Below are 14,917 nucleotides of genomic sequence, written 5' to 3'. Positions count from 1 at the left end.
GGAGGTGGGTGTGCGAGCGTTCCGGGTGGAGGCCGTCAGGGCCGTGTCGGCGGCGGTGGCGCTGGCCGCCGCGGCCGCGCTGCTGGCCGGTGGCTGCGGACCGTCCGATTCCGACGGCGCCGACGGGCGTCCCGCGGCGACCGAGTCCCGGACCCCGGCCGACGGGGCTGCCACGCCGGCCCCCGCGGGCACCGCCCCGGGCGGGAGCCCGCCCGCGCCCACGGCGGCGAGCCCGGCTCCGGCGGAGACCCTGGTGCGGGCCACCCGCAGCGGCGGCTACGCCGGTGGGAGCCACACCCTGCTGGTCAAGGGCGACGGCGCGTGGACCCGGCTGGACGCCAAGGCGGGGCCGCAGGGCACCGGAATGCTCTCCGGGGCGGAGCTCGCCGCCCTGCGCACCGCCCTGCGCGAGGCGGACTTCGCGCGTCTGCCGAGGACGGCCACGGGCGGCACGACGGTGTACGACGGGTTCACCTACGTCTTCGTGCACGGCGGATTCGAGGTGGCCGCCGACCAGGAGGCCCTGGCCCCGGCCCTGCGGAAGGTGCTGGACGCGCTGCCGCCGTTCACGGCGTAGGCGGCCGGCAGGCCCGGAGTGGATTATTCCGCTCTCCGCGAAGCGAGCGGACGGAAGTCGTTCGTGGACCGGGTGTCCGCACCCGGCCACGGGCTGTCCCCGTAGGCCGGTACATCCCTCCCCCAACCCGGACCATCAGCACAAATGCCCTGTCCGAACCCCGCATAGCCGCAGGCCGGTGGCTCCTCTACGCTGCACCCCACCACGCAGATCTTCAGGGGCGGACCGGGACATGGAACAGACGCACACCACCCACAACGGCGCCTCGGCGACCCCCGGCGCCCAGCGGCGCGTACTGGTCGTCGAGGACGACCACACCATCGCCGAGGCCATCGCCGCCCGCCTGCGGGCCGAGGGCTTCCAGGTGCAGACCGCGGCGGACGGCCCCGCCGCCGTCGCCGCGGCCGAGAGCTGGCTGCCCGAGCTGCTGGTCCTGGACGTGATGCTGCCGGGCTTCGACGGGCTGGAGGTCTGCCGCCGGGTCCAGGCGCAGCGGCCGGTCCCGGTGCTGATGCTCACCGCCCGCGACGACGAGACCGACCTGCTGGTCGGCCTGGGGGTGGGCGCGGACGACTACATGACCAAGCCGTTCTCCATCCGTGAGCTGGCCGCGCGGGTGCACGTCCTGCTGCGGCGGGTGGAGCGGGCCACCCAGGCCGCCCACACCCCGCGCGGGGCCACCCTGCGGCTGGGCGACCTGGAGATCGACCACGCGCAGCGGCGGGTGCGCGTGCAGGCGGAGGACGTCCACCTGACGCCGACCGAGTTCGACCTGCTGGTGTGCCTGGCCGGGACCCCGCGGGCGGTGCTCTCCCGGGAGCAGCTGCTGGCCGAGGTCTGGGACTGGGCCGACGCGTCCGGGACCCGTACCGTCGACAGCCACATCAAGGCGCTGCGCCGGAAGATCGGGGCGGAGCGGATCCGTACGGTCCACGGCGTCGGGTACGCCCTGGAGACCCCGGCGCAGCCGTGAGCGGCCGGCACCCCGGGCCGGGGCTGCGGCCCTTCTCACCGTTCTCGATCAAGACCAAGCTGGGCACCCTCGTGGTGGTCTCGGTCTTCATCACGACGGGGCTGCTGCTGGTGGCCCTGCGCACGGACACCGAGCTGCGGTTCATCACGGTCTTCTCGGTGATCGCCTCGATGCTGATCACCCAGTTCGTGGCGCACGGCCTCACAGCGCCGCTGGACGACATGACGCGGGTGGCCCGGGCGATATCGCGCGGTGACTACACCCGCCGGGTCCGCGAGGCGGGGCGCCGCGACGAGCTGGGCGACCTGGCCTCGACGATCAACCTGATGGCGGACGACCTGGAGGCGGTGGACCGGCACCGCAAGGAGCTCGTCGCCAACGTCTCGCACGAGCTGCGCACACCGATCTCCGCCCTGCGGGCGGTGCTGGAGAACGTGGTGGACGGGGTCTCGGCCGCCGATCCGGAGACCATGCGCACGATGCTCAAGCAGACCGAGCGCCTCGGCCGCCTCGTGGAGACCCTGCTGGACCTGTCCCGCGTCGACAACGGGGTGGTTCCGCTGAAGGCCCGCCGCTTCGAGGTGTGGCCGTATCTGTCGGGCGTGCTGAAGGAGTCGGGGCTGGCCGCCGCCGGACGGCCGGGCCTGCTCTCCGGTTCGGGCGGGCACACCCGCAACGACGTGCACCTGCACCTGGACGTCTTCCCGCCCGAGCTGACGGCGTACGCGGACGCCGAGCGGCTGCACCAGGTGGTCGCAAACCTGATCGACAACGCGGTCAAGCACAGCCCCCCGCACGGCCGGGTCACCGTCCACGCCCGGGCGGGGGAGGCGCCCGACGCCCTCGCGCTGGAGGTGCGGGACGAAGGCCCCGGCATTCCCGAGGCGGAGCGGCACCGGGTCTTCGAACGGTTCAACCGGGGCAGCGCGCGGGCCGGCGACGGCGGCACCGGGTTGGGCCTGGCCATCGCCCGCTGGGCGGTGGAACTGCACGGAGGGCACATCGGCGTGGCCGAATCCTCGCGCGGCTGCCGCATCCTCGTCACACTTCCGGGCAGCTCGCAGGCGCCGCGTTGACGTAGGGTTCGAGTGGGAAGGACATGATCTCGGCCACACGTGCCCGGGGTCCGTCAGGGGTGCGAAGCCAAGGGGGCCGCAACCACGGTGCCCCCTACCCGAACCACACTTGTTTCCCGCCATTCCTGGCGGTGAAACCCGCCGTTCGATGTGACCTGCGCGACGGAAGTCCCGCCCGGTCTGCATCAAGCGGTCGAGGAGGCGTAGCCTTTATTCCCGCTGTCCATACCTTGTGAAGCGGAAGAGGGCGGTTGCCGCCGTGTCGCCACAGTCCCCCAGTAACCCGAGCACCACGACCGAAGCAGCAGAGGGCGGGAAGACCCCTGCCTCAGGCAGCTTCGGAGCCAACGAGTGGCTCGTCGACGAGATCTATCAGCAGTACCTCCAGGACCCGAACTCGGTTGACCGGGCCTGGTGGGACTTCTTCGCCGACTACAAGCCGGGGGGCGCTGCCGCTCCCGTGAAGGCCGAAGAGCCGAAGAAGTCCCCGACGACGGACGGCGCCTCCGCACAGGCCGCCCCCGCCGTCGCCGCAGCCCCGCAGGCAGTCGACGCCGCCGCCACGGGGGCGGCGCGCGCCGCAGCCCCTGCCGCCCCCGCGCCCACGCCCGCGTCAGCTCCCGCCCCTGCTCCTGCCACCCCCTCTGGTGCCTCTGCTGTGACTGTCACCTCCCAGGCCCCGGCCGCCGCACCGGCCGCGCCCGCCACTCCCGCTCCCGTAGCCAAGCAGGCCGCGCCCGCCACCGAGGCCCCCGCCGGCCCGGAACTGGTGACGCTCCGCGGCCCGGCTGCCGCGGTGGCCAAGAACATGAACGCCTCCCTCGACGTCCCGACGGCCACGTCCGTCCGGGCCGTCCCGGTGAAGCTGCTGTTCGACAACCGCATCGTGATCAACAACCACCTCAAGCGCGCCCGGGGCGGGAAGATCTCCTTCACCCACCTCATCGGCTACGCGATGGTGCAGGCGATCAAGGCCATGCCGGCCATGAACTACTCCTTCGCGGAGAAGGACGGCAAGCCGACCCTGGTCAAGCCGGAGCACATCAACTTCGGTCTGGCGATCGACCTGGTGAAGCCCAACGGTGACCGCCAGCTCGTCGTCGCCGGCATCAAGAAGGCCGAGACCCTCAACTTCTTCGAGTTCTGGCAGGCGTACGAGGACATCGTCCGCCGGGCCCGCGTCGGCAAGCTGACGATGGACGACTTCACCGGCGTCACCGTCTCGCTGACCAACCCCGGCGGCCTGGGCACCGTGCACTCCGTGCCCCGCCTGATGCCCGGACAGTCCGTCATCATGGGCGTGGGCTCGATGGACTACCCCGCCGAGTTCCAGGGCACCTCGCAGGACACCCTGAACAAGCTGGGCATCTCCAAGGTCATGACCCTGACCTCGACCTACGACCACCGGGTCATCCAGGGCGCGGCCTCCGGCGAGTTCCTGCGGATCGTCGCCAACCTCCTGCTCGGCGAGGACGGTTTCTACGACGCCGTCTTCGAGTCGCTGCGCATCCCGTACGAGCCGGTCCGCTGGAACCGCGACATCGACGCCAGCCACGACGACGACGTCACGAAGGCCGCCCGTGTCTTCGAGCTGATCCACTCCTACCGGGTCCGCGGCCACGTCATGGCCGACACCGACCCGCTGGAGTACAAGCAGCGCAAGCACCCCGACCTCGACATCACCGAGCACGGCCTCACCCTGTGGGATCTGGAGCGCGAGTTCGCGGTCGGCGGCTTCTCCGGCAAGTCGATGATGAAGCTGCGCGACATCCTCGGCGTGCTGCGCGACTCGTACTGCCGCACCACCGGCGTCGAGTTCATGCACATCCAGGACCCGAAGCAGCGCCGCTGGATCCAGGACCGCATCGAGCGCCCGCACACCAAGCCGGAGCGCGAGGAGCAGCTGCGCATCCTGCGCCGGCTGAACGCGGCGGAGGCCTTCGAGACCTTCCTGCAGACGAAGTACGTCGGCCAGAAGCGCTTCTCGCTGGAGGGCGGCGAGTCCGTCATCCCGCTGCTCGACGCCGTCATCGACTCGGCCGCCGAGGCCCGCCTCGAAGAGGTCGTCATCGGCATGGCCCACCGCGGCCGCCTGAACGTGCTCGCCAACATCGTCGGCAAGTCGTACGCGCAGATCTTCCGCGAGTTCGAGGGCAACCTCGACCCGAAGTCCATGCACGGCTCCGGTGACGTCAAGTACCACCTGGGCGCCGAGGGCACCTTCACCGGCCTGGACGGCGAGCAGATCAAGGTCTCGCTCGTCGCGAACCCCTCGCACCTGGAGGCGGTCGACCCGGTCCTGGAGGGTGTCGCCCGCGCCAAGCAGGACATCATCAACAAGGGCGGTACGGACTTCACGGTCCTGCCGGTCGCCCTGCACGGCGACGCGGCCTTCGCGGGCCAGGGTGTGGTCGCCGAGACGCTCAACATGTCGCAGCTGCGCGGCTACCGCACCGGCGGCACCGTCCACGTCGTGATCAACAACCAGGTCGGCTTCACCGCCGCCCCGGAGTCCTCGCGTTCCTCGATGTACGCGACCGACGTGGCCCGCATGATCGAGGCGCCGATCTTCCACGTGAACGGCGACGACCCGGAGGCCGTGGTCCGCGTCGCGCGGCTCGCCTTCGAGTTCCGCCAGGCGTTCAACAAGGACGTGGTCATCGACCTCATCTGCTACCGCCGCCGCGGCCACAACGAGTCCGACAACCCGGCCTTCACGCAGCCGCTGATGTACGACCTGATCGACAAGAAGCGCTCGGTGCGCAAGCTCTACACCGAGTCCCTCATCGGTCGCGGCGACATCACGCTGGAAGAGGCCGAGCAGGCGCTCCAGGACTTCCAGGGCCAGCTGGAGAAGGTCTTCGCGGAGGTCCGCGAGGCCGCCACGCAGCCCTCGGCCGGCGGCCCGGTGACGCCCGCGCAGACCGCGCAGGAGTTCCCCGTCCCGGTGGACACCGCGATCTCCCAGGAGGTCCTGAAGCGGATCGCCGAGTCCCAGGTCAACATCCCCGAGCACGTCACCGTGCACCCGCGTCTGCTGCCGCAGCTGCAGCGCCGCGCGGCGATGATCGACGAGGGCACCATCGACTGGGGCATGGGCGAGACCCTGGCCTTCGGCTCGCTGCTGATGGAGGGCACCCCGGTGCGGCTGTCCGGCCAGGACTCCCGCCGCGGCACCTTCGGCCAGCGCCACGCGGTCCTCATCGACCGCCAGACCGGCGAGGACTACACCCCGCTGCAGTACCTGGCGGACGACCAGGCCCGCTACAACGTCTACGACTCGCTGCTCTCCGAGTACGCGGCCATGGGCTTCGAGTACGGCTACTCGCTGGCCCGTCCGGACGCGCTGGTGCTGTGGGAGGCCCAGTTCGGTGACTTCGTCAACGGCGCGCAGACGGTCGTCGACGAGTTCATCTCCTCGGCGGAGCAGAAGTGGGGCCAGACCAGCGGCGTCACCCTCCTCCTCCCGCACGGCTACGAGGGCCAGGGCCCGGACCACTCGTCCGCCCGCCCGGAGCGCTTCCTCCAGATGTGCGCGCAGGACAACATGACGGTGGCCATGCCCACCCTCCCGTCCAACTACTTCCACCTGCTGCGCTGGCAGGTCCACAACCCGCACCACAAGCCGCTCATCGTCTTCACCCCGAAGTCGATGCTGCGTCTGAAGGCGGCGGCGTCGAAGGCGGAGGAGTTCACGAACGGCTCCTTCCGCCCGGTCATCGGCGACAGCACCGTGGACCCGAACGCGGTCCGCAAGGTCGTCTTCTGCGCGGGCAAGGTCTACTACGACCTGGAGGCCGAGCGGGAGAAGCGCGGCATCACGGACACCGCGATCATCCGCATCGAGCGCCTCTACCCCCTGGCGGGGGCGGAACTGCAGGCGGAGATCGCCAAGTTCCCGAACGCGGCGAAGTACATCTGGGCTCAGGAGGAGCCGGCGAACCAGGGCGCGTGGCCCTTCATCGCCCTCAACCTGATCGACCACCTCGACCTGGCGGTCGGCGCGGACGTCCCGGCGGGCGAGCGCCTGCGGCGCATCTCCCGCCCGCACGGCTCGTCCCCGGCGGTCGGCTCGGCCAAGCGCCACCAGGCGGAGCAGCAGCTCCTCCTGGACGAGGTCTTCGGCGCGTAACCGCTGCGCGGAGCTGATGCACCACGGAAGGCCCGAACCCCTGAGGGGGTTCGGGCCTTCGGCATACGGCGCATGCGCTTGGTCCGCGCCAGGCGGACGGATGGCGGGGGAGGCCGCCCTACTGAGCAGCCGAAGGCCGTCGAAGTGGGCCCGGACGGACCTCCCTCAGGCGTCGAAATCGTATTCCAGCACGTAGGAGGCGGAGTCCAGGGTCATCTCGTTGACCTCGACGGCCTGCCCGCCGTCGGCAAAGGCGGTACGGACGATCTGGATGACAGGGGTGCCCATGGAGAGCGAAAGCAGCTCGGCCTCTTCGGCGGAAGGCATCCGGGAACGGATCTCCTCACTGAAGTGGACGGGCGCGTGCCCCAGCTCGGCCAGTCGTGCGTACGTGCCGCCGGGGCCCGTGTCGGTCTGCGTAATGGCCGAGTCCGCGACGAACTCCGCCGGAAGGTACGACGTCGCGGAGAGCACAGGTTTGCCGTCGAGCACAAAGCGGCGCGCACGCACCCACACGCGGCTCCCCGCGGGAAGGGCGAGGGCGTCGGCGATGCGGCTGGGCGCCTCTTCTTCACGAACGTGGATCTGATCGACGAGCAGCTCCCGGTCGTCGGCATCGACGGACCAAACGGACCGGCCGGACCCCCATGCCTCGCGCGCCAGGCGCTGGATACCGCGCCGCCGCAGAGGGCGGAACGCCCGGACGAAGACCCCAGCACCCTTCCGCGCCTCTGCGAGGCCCTCGTTCTGCAGTACGCCGAGAGCCTGGCGCGCCGTCATCCGGGCGACCTCGTACGCGGCCATGAGGTCGTTCTCTCCGGGCAGACGGTCGCCCGGACCGTACTCGCCTTCCTGGATCGCCGTCCTCAGCGCATCAGCGATCCGCTGGTACTTCGGTCGGCGGCTGCTGCCCTGGCTCGTCACGAAACCGTTCACTCCCTCTCCTCTCTAGACACCCTAGGGCCAGAGGTTGGCCCCCGCACGCACCACCTACTCCTAGCCCCGGACCCCCAATGGCTTAGATCTCTAGAGATCTCTTGACTCAGGGCTGGCCATTAGCTGTAGTGTGGCAGATCTCTAGAGATGCCGCCCAGTCAGCGGCTTCGCGAGTGAGGAGTGACCTGATGCACCGTGATGTCCTCTACTCCACCGAGAAATCGTGCGTCCCGGCGAGGGTGATAGCCGTACATGAGCCCAGCGCGGATCTGCTGGACCGCGCGCTGGCCGGCTGGGAGCGCTTCCTGCGCTCGCTCGACGGGACACCCGGTGACTGAACGCTACGAGTACGTGCCGCATCGCTTGCTGCACCGCCTTGTCCGCGACATCGCGTCCGGCGTCGAAGGCGAGCTGATGGCCGTGGTCAACGAGAACGTTTCGGACAGCCACGTCGAGCACTGGGTACATCTGGCCTACATCCGGGGGGCGTCCGGTCGTGAGTTCACCACCGCAGTCGGCAACGTCGAGCCCGCTGACGGCCCGCCACGGACGGTCGTCGCTCGCCGAGACGACCGGAGCGCCTGGCGGTCTCGCGCGCCTGCCGGGCCCTGATGTGCTTGTGGCCGTCATGTGGTGCCGGAATCACCCCAGACGGCCGCCGGACGCTCTGCGGTGAGGAGCGCAGCGATCTGTCGCGTGGCCGCTGCCGGCTCTACGGCGCGGACTGCCGGTGGGGGCCGGGCCCGGGTGGTGCAGGCCGGGGAGCAGGGAGCGGCAGCGCTGATGGCCCTTGTGTGGGGCTCGGTCCCCCGGCCCGTTCCTTCGGGGGCTTCCCGGCAGTCCTTGTCTTTCCGGGGCGGGGTGGTCGGTCAAGACTGGAGCGCAGCGACATCGCGCAGCGACGCGACGGAGGAGCGCTCTTGAGGGACCGCCCCGCCCCGGAAGGACACTGGGACTGACGGGAAACCCCCGAGCCTCCCTGATGGGGCCCGGCCGGAACAGCGCCCCCGAAGCCCCGCGCCCACCGCCCGCGCCACACCGCCGAGGGGGGCGGGTGGGCAGCCGCTGACCGGGGGTGAGGGGCTCGGGGGCGGAAACCGGGCTCGCGAAAGCCCCGTACGGCCCCACCCCCGCCCCCCGCCCCCCCTACGGCTGCGGTTCGAAGTCCCAGTACGGTCTCGACTGCTGCTTCGCGGCGACCGTGTGGACGTGTTGGGGGCCCAGGGTGCGGGTGAGGCCCTTGATGCCCGCGTCCTCGTGCTTGCCCGCCTCCGCGTCCTCCCGGACCGACCGGAGGTCGGCCGCGAGCGCGATCTGGGCGCTCAGCGTCATCGGGTGGTCCGGGCCCAGGACCTGCTCGGCGGTGCGCAGCGTCTCCCGGCTCAGGGTGAGCGCGTCCTGGAGGTGCCCGGTGATGTTGCGGTGCCCGGTGGCGTTCAGGGCGCAGCCCAGGGTCCAGGGGTGCCGGTCGCCGAGCGCGCCGCGCATGCCGACCAGCGCCTGCTCGGCGAGCGAGAGCGCCTCCACGCGCTCGCCCTGCGCGCGCAGCACCAGCCCCAGGTTGCCGACCGTGCCGATGCTGTACGGGTGGGCCAGGCCCAGCTGCGACTGGTAGCCGCGGACCACGTCCTCCGAGATCCGGCGGGCCTCGCCGATGTCCCCGTACTCCCGCAGGTAGGTGGCGTAGTCGGAGGCGACCATCAGCGTCCACGGGTAGTCGACGCCGAAGACGCGGGTGGCCCGCTCCCACACGGTCCGCAGCCGCAGCCCCGCGCCGGGGATGTCGCCCGAACGGCGCAGGCACAGGCCCAGGTTGTGCTCGGCGCGCAGGGTCTGCGGGTGGCCCGGCCCCAGCACCTGGGCGTTGAGCTTGACCCCCTGCTCCTGGCGGGTCTGCGCCTCCCGGTAGCGGCCCATCAGCCGCAGCCCCATGGCACAGGCGATGCCGGAGGAGAGGGTGGAGATGTGCTGGGGGCGCAGCACCCGCTCGCGGCGGCGCAGGGTGTCCAGGTCGAGGTCGTAGGCGTCCTGGTAGCGGCCCAGCAGCCGGTAGGTGGCGGCGAGGTTGTTCTGCGCGCCGAGGGTGGTGGCGTCGTCCTCGCCGAGCAGCTCGCGGTAGGTGGCCAGGCAGTACTCGAAGATCTCGCGGGCGGGCTCGAACTTGGCGATGCACAGGAGCACCCCTCCGTACGCGCTGCCGGCGCGCAGGGCCTCCAGGTCGCGTTCGCCGCGCTCCGCGGCGACCCGGTCGGCGACGGCCTTGGTGAGGGTCTCGGCCCGCCGGAACAGGCCGAGGTTGCGCAGGGCTCCGCCGTACTGGTAGCTGAGCTCGCGGACCTTGGGGTGGTCCTCGCCCAGCATGGCCCGCCAAGCCCGGTCGGTCTCCTCGGACAGCCGCAGGCAGGTGCGGTACTCACCGGCGAGGACCAGGTAGCGCAGGCACTGGAGCAGGAAGTTCTGGATGCGCGGGTTGCTGCTGGTCAGCACCCCGGAGGTGGTCAGGTGCGGGATGAGCTCGGCGTAGCGGGGCCAGAGCCTGGAGTCGGAGGGGCGGCCGGGGTCGGCGGCGGCGAGGACCTGGCGGACGGCGCGCGCGAGCGGTTCGGCCTCCTCCTCGGAAAGGTTGTCGCGGACGATGCCGTGCACCATCCGGTGCAGCTGTACGGTCTCCAGCCCGCCGCCGCCCTCCTCCACCGGCAGGTCGGAGTACTCCAGGCGGACGACGGAGAACTGGACGAGCTTGTTCAGGGCGGCGTTCCACCGGATCTGGTCGTTGATCAGTCCGGCGAGCTGTTCGGGTACGTCGTCGGCGGGGAACTCGCTCAGCAGGCGCAGCGGTACCGGCCCGGGGGCGAAGAAGACGAACAGCCGCAGCAGGGCGAGGGCGTCGGGGAAGTTCTCCCGGACGTTGTTGAGGAGTATGGCCAGGGCCGTGGGGAAGGGCAGCGGGTAGTCGTCGGAGACGGTGACGGCCTCGCGGGAGTCCATCCGCCGTTGGAGCAGCGCCAGGTAGTCGCCGACGGTCAGCGGTGAGTCGGCGAGCCAGCCGGCCGTCTGGTCCAGGGCGAGCGGGTAGTCCTCCAGGGCCTCCGCGAGCTGGTCGGCCTCGGCGGCGGTGAGCCGCAGGGCCCGGCGGCGGATGAAGGTGATGGACTCGGGCCGGGCGTAGAGCGGCACTTCGAGGAGGCTGGTGTGCCGGGAGGCCCATTCGCGGTTGCGGGAGGTGATGATGACGTCGCCCGCGCCGGAGGGCAGCAGGTCGGTGAGGTCGTCGGGGTTGTCGCAGCCGTCGAAGACCATCAGCCAGCGGCCGTAGGGGGAGCCGCGCCGCAGCGCTTCCAGGACGGCCCGGATCTGCTCGCCGTAGCTGCCGGCGCCGCGCGGCAGGCCGAGGGCGGGGGCCAGGTCGGCGAGGCGTTCGCGCAGGGTGGGCCGGTCCTCGGCGGGGACCCACCAGACGATGTCGTATTCGGAGGCGAAGCGGTAGGCATACTCGGTGGCGACCTGGGTCTTGCCGACGCCGGAGAGCCCGAGCAGGGTGACGGTGGAGGCGCCGGCCGGGGCTTCGGTGAGCGCCGCCCGCAGCTGGCCGATGACGTCGTTGCGGCCGGTGAAGCGCGGGTTGCGGCGCGGGACGCGGCCCCAGATCTCGGGCGGGTCGTTGGGGAAGCGCGGTCCGCGGCGGCCGGTCTCGGTGCCGATGCGGTCGGTGGGCAGATCCAGGCGGCGCAGCACGCGGTATTCGGCCTCGTACGCGTCCAGGCCCCACAGGTCGGTCTTCTCCAGGACGGCCACGGCGCTGGGCAGCGGGGCGTCGGTGAGGCAGACCGCGGCGAACCGGCCGGGGTGGCGGTCGGTGACCGTGCGCAGGGCGGTGTTCCAGGCCGCGTCCTGGGTGTCGGCATGCGGTCCGGCGGAGAAGTAGCGTTCGCTGAGGACCAGCAGGACCCGGCTGCCCGAGCGGGCGAGGTCGTCGAGGGCCTCGGCGAGACCGGGGCTGTTCTGCGGGTCCCAGCGCTGGAGGGTGACCCGGTGGCCGTGTTCCTCCAGGCGGTGGGCGATCCACACGGCCCAGGGCCGGTTGAACCCGGCGAAGCTGATGACGAAGCGCTGCGGTCCAGCGGTGGTGCCCTGTTCCTGCCGACTACCGGTGGTCATGCGGCCGTCTCCCTGAAATCCGGGCGGTGGACGGGCTTGAAAGGTACCGCAGCACAGGCCCCGGCGAAGCCCCTCAAGCCCGCACGAACGGGGCGAGTTCGGGATGGGCCTCGCACCAGGCGCGGCGCTCGCGGTCGACCGCCCGGCGGGCGGTGGTGTGCTGGTCCCCGGGCGGCGGCAGTTCGTCCATGGCCCGCTCGGCGGCCGCCATGGCATCGGTGAACTCCTTCCCGGCGGAGGTGAGTTGCCCGTGGACGCGCAGGACGGGCAGGACGGCGGCGACCTGGGCGCGGACGCGGGCGTGCCGGGCCCAGGCACCGCGGGCCCCGTAGAGCGCGGCGCGCTGCCAGTACCCGGCCAGGGCCAGGTGGGCGTAGGCGCCGTGCAGGAGTCCCTCCAGGGGGCGGGGGTCGGCCCGCCAGGGGGCCCAGAACCGGGGGGTGAGGTCGGCCGTGTGCAGGGTCAGGACGTCGGCGAGGGCGGTGAGCTTGCCGTGCTGGACCTCGTGGACGAGGGTCGCGGCGAGGGCGGGCGGGGCCTGTGCGCGGGCCAGGACGCAGCCGGCCGCGGCGGGCAGGGTGGCGCCGCTGGAGCGGCAGCCGCCGGCGAGCGGTACGACCGAGCGCAGCAGGTGGACGGTCTCCTCGGCGCGGGCGGTGTCGTAGCGCCGGAGCAGGGTGAGCGCGCCGGCCCACTGGGTGTCCCAGCGCTTGTGCCCCTTGGGGGTGAGCCGGCGGGCGGGGCGGACGGGGGCCGGGCGGGCGGGGCCGGGCGCCCGGTAGGGGTCGAGGTCGTCGAGGGCGGCGCGGCCCCCGGGCAGGGTGTGCAGGGGCAGCGCGGCCGGGTCCTGCGGGTCCCAGGAGCGTTCGGTGAGGGCGACGCTCTGGCCGGGGCGCTCGGGGCGCAGGAGTCCGAGGGTGGGCAGGACGAGCCGGCCGTGCCGGGGCCGCAGGGTGTGGGTGAAGGCGATCCGGGCGCGCAGGGCGGCGGCCACCGCGAGGGCCCCGAGGTGGCCGAGGTCCGGCGGGGGCCCGTACGGGTCGTGCAGGCGGCGCAGCGTCTCTTCGGCCCACACTCCGGTGGCCGGGTAGTGCAGCACGTCGCGGACGGCGTCGGGGTCGTGGTGTTCGGCCGCTTCCAGCAGGGCCCAGTGGTCGGCGGCCTCCCCGGCCGGGCCGCCCGGGGCGGCGTCGAGGACGGCGCGCAGCAGGACCAGCCGCTTGGAGCGGCGCACGTCGCGGACCAGGCGGGTGCCCTCGGCGCACGGTTCGGTGGAGGCGAGGGCGCGCAGGGTGCGCGAGGAGACGGTGAAGGGGGCGAGGGCGACGGTCACGAGGCGACCGCCGGGGGGCGGGCCGCGCCGGCGACGGCGGCGGCGATGTGCCGGATCAGGACCTGGAGGTCCGCGCAGTAGACGGAGGGCTGGCGGAAGCCCTCGCCGGCCCGGTACCGGTGCGGGTAGTGCCCGCCCCCGCACACCTCGACGAGTTCGCAGGCGCGGCAGCCGTCGGCGAGCGCGTCGCGCCCCAGCTGGCGGGCGGCGAATCCGGGGTGGTCCAGCAGCTGGTCGAAGCTGTGGGTGCGCAGGGTCATGCCGGTGGTGGCGGCGCCCTCGTAGGCGGACTTCAGCGAGTCGGCCTGTTCGATGGAGCCGTCGGTCTCGATGACGGCGGTGGCGGCGGGCGCGAGCCCGAGGGTCTCGGTGGCGGCGGGCAGACCGAGCAGCAGGGCGATGATCTCCTCGAAGACGCGGATGCGGGTGCGCCGCAGCCCGTCGTGCCACCAGCGCTCGAAGACGGCGAGGAGCCAGTCGGCGTACGGGGTGCCGCCGGGGTCGTGGCCGGGCGGCGGACAGCTCCAGTTGGCGAGCGGAAGCAGCAGCCCGACGCTGGGCGGGGCGAAGGCGAGCAGGGACTCGTACGTCTCGACCGGGTCGTGGGCGAGGTCGATGACGCAGAGCACCCCCGCGTAGGTGCCCGGGTGCCGTGCCAGCAGGCGCAGGCCGCGGGCCGCGGCGCCGAATCCGGGGCGTCCGGCGTGGTCGACCCGCCGGGTGTTGTGCGCGGGGAGCCCGCCGTCGAGGCTGACGCCGACCCGTATCCCGGCGGCGGCGAGTGCGGCGATGCGGCCGCGGGTGAGGAGGGTGCCGTTGGTCTGGACGGTGGCGGTGACGCGGGTGCGCGGGGCGGCCGCCGCCACGGCGGCCCGTACGGCGTCGACGGGCCCGGCCAGCCGGGCGGGCGCGGTGAGCAGCGGCTCCCCGCCGTGCAGGACCAGGTCGACCCGGGGCAGGTCGTGGGCGGCGGCGTGCTCGGCGATCCGCTCGGCGGCGCGGGCGGCGGTGGCGGGGTCCATGGTGACGGGCTGGTCGCGCCAGCCCTGGTCGGCCATCTCGTAGACGTAGCAGTAGGTGCAGGCGAGGTTGCAGCGGCTGCGCGTCTTGAGCACGAACTGCCGTACGGGGTGGGGCCGGTGTCCGGCGGCGCGCAGGGCGGGCACGTCGAGGCGGGTGTAGGGCCAGGGCGCGTGGGCGCGGTGTGCGGGCGGCTGGGCCGCGCCGGTGTGGGTGTGCCTCATCGCTGTACCTCCCGCCCCCGCCCCCGGCCGCCACGGGGAGGCGCCCCCTGTGGACGCTGCATCCCTGCCCTCCGGACGGCCTCGGCTAACGGCGGAAAGTGGTCACGTGGGGGCGCGTGCGCGGCACTTCGGGCGGCGCGTGCGCGGCACTCGGGGCGGCGCGGGAGCCCCGGGGGCGCGGCGGGTTCGGGCCGCGCGCCGCCCGGTCAGTCGACGCCGGAGTCGAAGGCGTTCAGGATCTCGGCCGGGTGCGTCACCCGCTCGACCATCCCCTCGATCACCTGGGCCAGCACGGGATGGTCGATCCCTCGCAACGCGGCCAGATCCAGTCCGGAGAGGTCCGGCAGCCGTGCGGGGCACTTGTGGGACGGTGCCGCCACGGCGGTGTCCTGATTTGTCGTCACCATGGGCCGCCCGCCTCCCTGTTGTGTCGCATGTTCGATGGTCCACTGCCCTTTCCCCTCCCCCGGCGCCCGGAAACGGCCGCG

Annotated in this window: 11 protein-coding genes; 6 read left to right on the top strand and 5 right to left on the bottom strand. The window is 72.6% G+C overall.

The genetic code is table 11. The features are described 5' to 3' along the window. The first annotated feature begins 10 nt into the window (after nt 1-10). From AC07FY_RS08100 to AC07FY_RS08085, 4 genes are all read left to right on the top strand, one after another. Nucleotides 11-577: a hypothetical protein gene (locus AC07FY_RS08100; protein WP_479002225.1), complete on the top strand. Its 567-nt coding sequence runs from the start codon at nt 11-13 to the stop codon at nt 575-577. 232 nt (nt 578-809) lie between these two features. Continuing rightward, nucleotides 810-1,550: a response regulator transcription factor gene (locus AC07FY_RS08095; RefSeq protein ID WP_479002223.1), complete on the top strand. Its 741-nt coding sequence runs from the start codon at nt 810-812 to the stop codon at nt 1,548-1,550. After that, entirely contained in the window at nt 1,547-2,626 is a 1,080-nt protein-coding gene (locus AC07FY_RS08090; protein WP_479002220.1) for a HAMP domain-containing sensor histidine kinase, read from the top strand. The genes AC07FY_RS08095 and AC07FY_RS08090 overlap by 4 nt, the downstream gene beginning before the upstream one ends. A gap of 259 nt (nt 2,627-2,885) precedes the next feature. Continuing rightward, entirely contained in the window at nt 2,886-6,758 is a 3,873-nt protein-coding gene (locus tag AC07FY_RS08085; RefSeq protein ID WP_479002218.1) for a multifunctional oxoglutarate decarboxylase/oxoglutarate dehydrogenase thiamine pyrophosphate-binding subunit/dihydrolipoyllysine-residue succinyltransferase subunit, read from the top strand. Between the two features lie 165 nt (nt 6,759-6,923). Here the strand turns inward: AC07FY_RS08085 and AC07FY_RS08080 are convergent, their stop codons facing one another. After that, nucleotides 6,924-7,682: a GntR family transcriptional regulator gene (locus AC07FY_RS08080; RefSeq protein ID WP_479003158.1), complete on the bottom strand. Its 759-nt coding sequence runs from the start codon at nt 7,680-7,682 to the stop codon at nt 6,924-6,926. A gap of 200 nt (nt 7,683-7,882) precedes the next feature. Between AC07FY_RS08080 and AC07FY_RS08075 the strand changes: the two genes are divergently transcribed. Together AC07FY_RS08075 and AC07FY_RS08070 are read left to right on the top strand one after the other, a co-directional pair. After that, complete coding sequence (locus AC07FY_RS08075; RefSeq protein WP_479002215.1) at nt 7,883-8,032, top strand: hypothetical protein; 150 nt, start codon at nt 7,883-7,885, stop codon at nt 8,030-8,032. After that, nucleotides 8,025-8,306 (top strand): hypothetical protein, encoded by a 282-nt coding sequence (locus tag AC07FY_RS08070; RefSeq protein WP_479002213.1) that lies wholly within the window; start codon nt 8,025-8,027, stop codon nt 8,304-8,306. Before AC07FY_RS08075 ends, AC07FY_RS08070 begins: the two co-directional genes overlap by 8 nt. Nucleotides 8,307-8,840: 534 nt before the next feature. Here AC07FY_RS08070 and fxsT read toward each other — a convergent pair. From fxsT to fxsA, 4 genes are all read right to left on the bottom strand, one after another. Continuing rightward, complete coding sequence (fxsT, locus tag AC07FY_RS08065) at nt 8,841-11,852, bottom strand: FxSxx-COOH system tetratricopeptide repeat protein (protein WP_479002211.1); 3,012 nt, start codon at nt 11,850-11,852, stop codon at nt 8,841-8,843. A 73-nt stretch (nt 11,853-11,925) separates the two neighbouring features. After that, nucleotides 11,926-13,185, bottom strand: coding sequence for an HEXXH motif domain-containing protein (locus AC07FY_RS08060; protein ID WP_479002208.1), 1,260 nt, complete (start codon nt 13,183-13,185; stop codon nt 11,926-11,928). Next, entirely contained in the window at nt 13,182-14,429 is a 1,248-nt protein-coding gene (locus AC07FY_RS08055; protein WP_479002205.1) for an FxsB family cyclophane-forming radical SAM/SPASM peptide maturase, read from the bottom strand. Before AC07FY_RS08055 ends, AC07FY_RS08060 begins: the two co-directional genes overlap by 4 nt. A 206-nt stretch (nt 14,430-14,635) precedes the next feature. Further along, nucleotides 14,636-14,836, bottom strand: coding sequence for an FxSxx-COOH cyclophane-containing RiPP peptide (fxsA, locus tag AC07FY_RS08050; RefSeq protein ID WP_479002202.1), 201 nt, complete (start codon nt 14,834-14,836; stop codon nt 14,636-14,638). Nucleotides 14,837-14,917: the final 81 nt, after the last annotated feature.

The organism is Streptomyces sp. NPDC045967, assembly GCF_056430495.1.
Note: the sequence above shows the minus strand (reverse complement) of the source record. Positions and strands in the feature narration are given on the sequence as shown.

Excerpts from the sequence above, each read along its gene's own strand:
- AC07FY_RS08075 (WP_479002215.1), top strand. The coding sequence starts at position 7,883 with ATGCACCGTGATGTCCTCTACTCCACCGAGAAATCGTGCGTCCCGGCG.
- AC07FY_RS08095 (WP_479002223.1), top strand. The coding sequence starts at position 810 with ATGGAACAGACGCACACCACCCACAACGGCGCCTCGGCGACCCCCGGC.
- fxsA (WP_479002202.1), bottom strand. The coding sequence starts at position 14,836 with ATGGTGACGACAAATCAGGACACCGCCGTGGCGGCACCGTCCCACAAG.
- fxsT (WP_479002211.1), bottom strand. The coding sequence starts at position 11,852 with ATGACCACCGGTAGTCGGCAGGAACAGGGCACCACCGCTGGACCGCAG.
- AC07FY_RS08055 (WP_479002205.1), bottom strand. The coding sequence starts at position 14,429 with ATGAGGCACACCCACACCGGCGCGGCCCAGCCGCCCGCACACCGCGCC.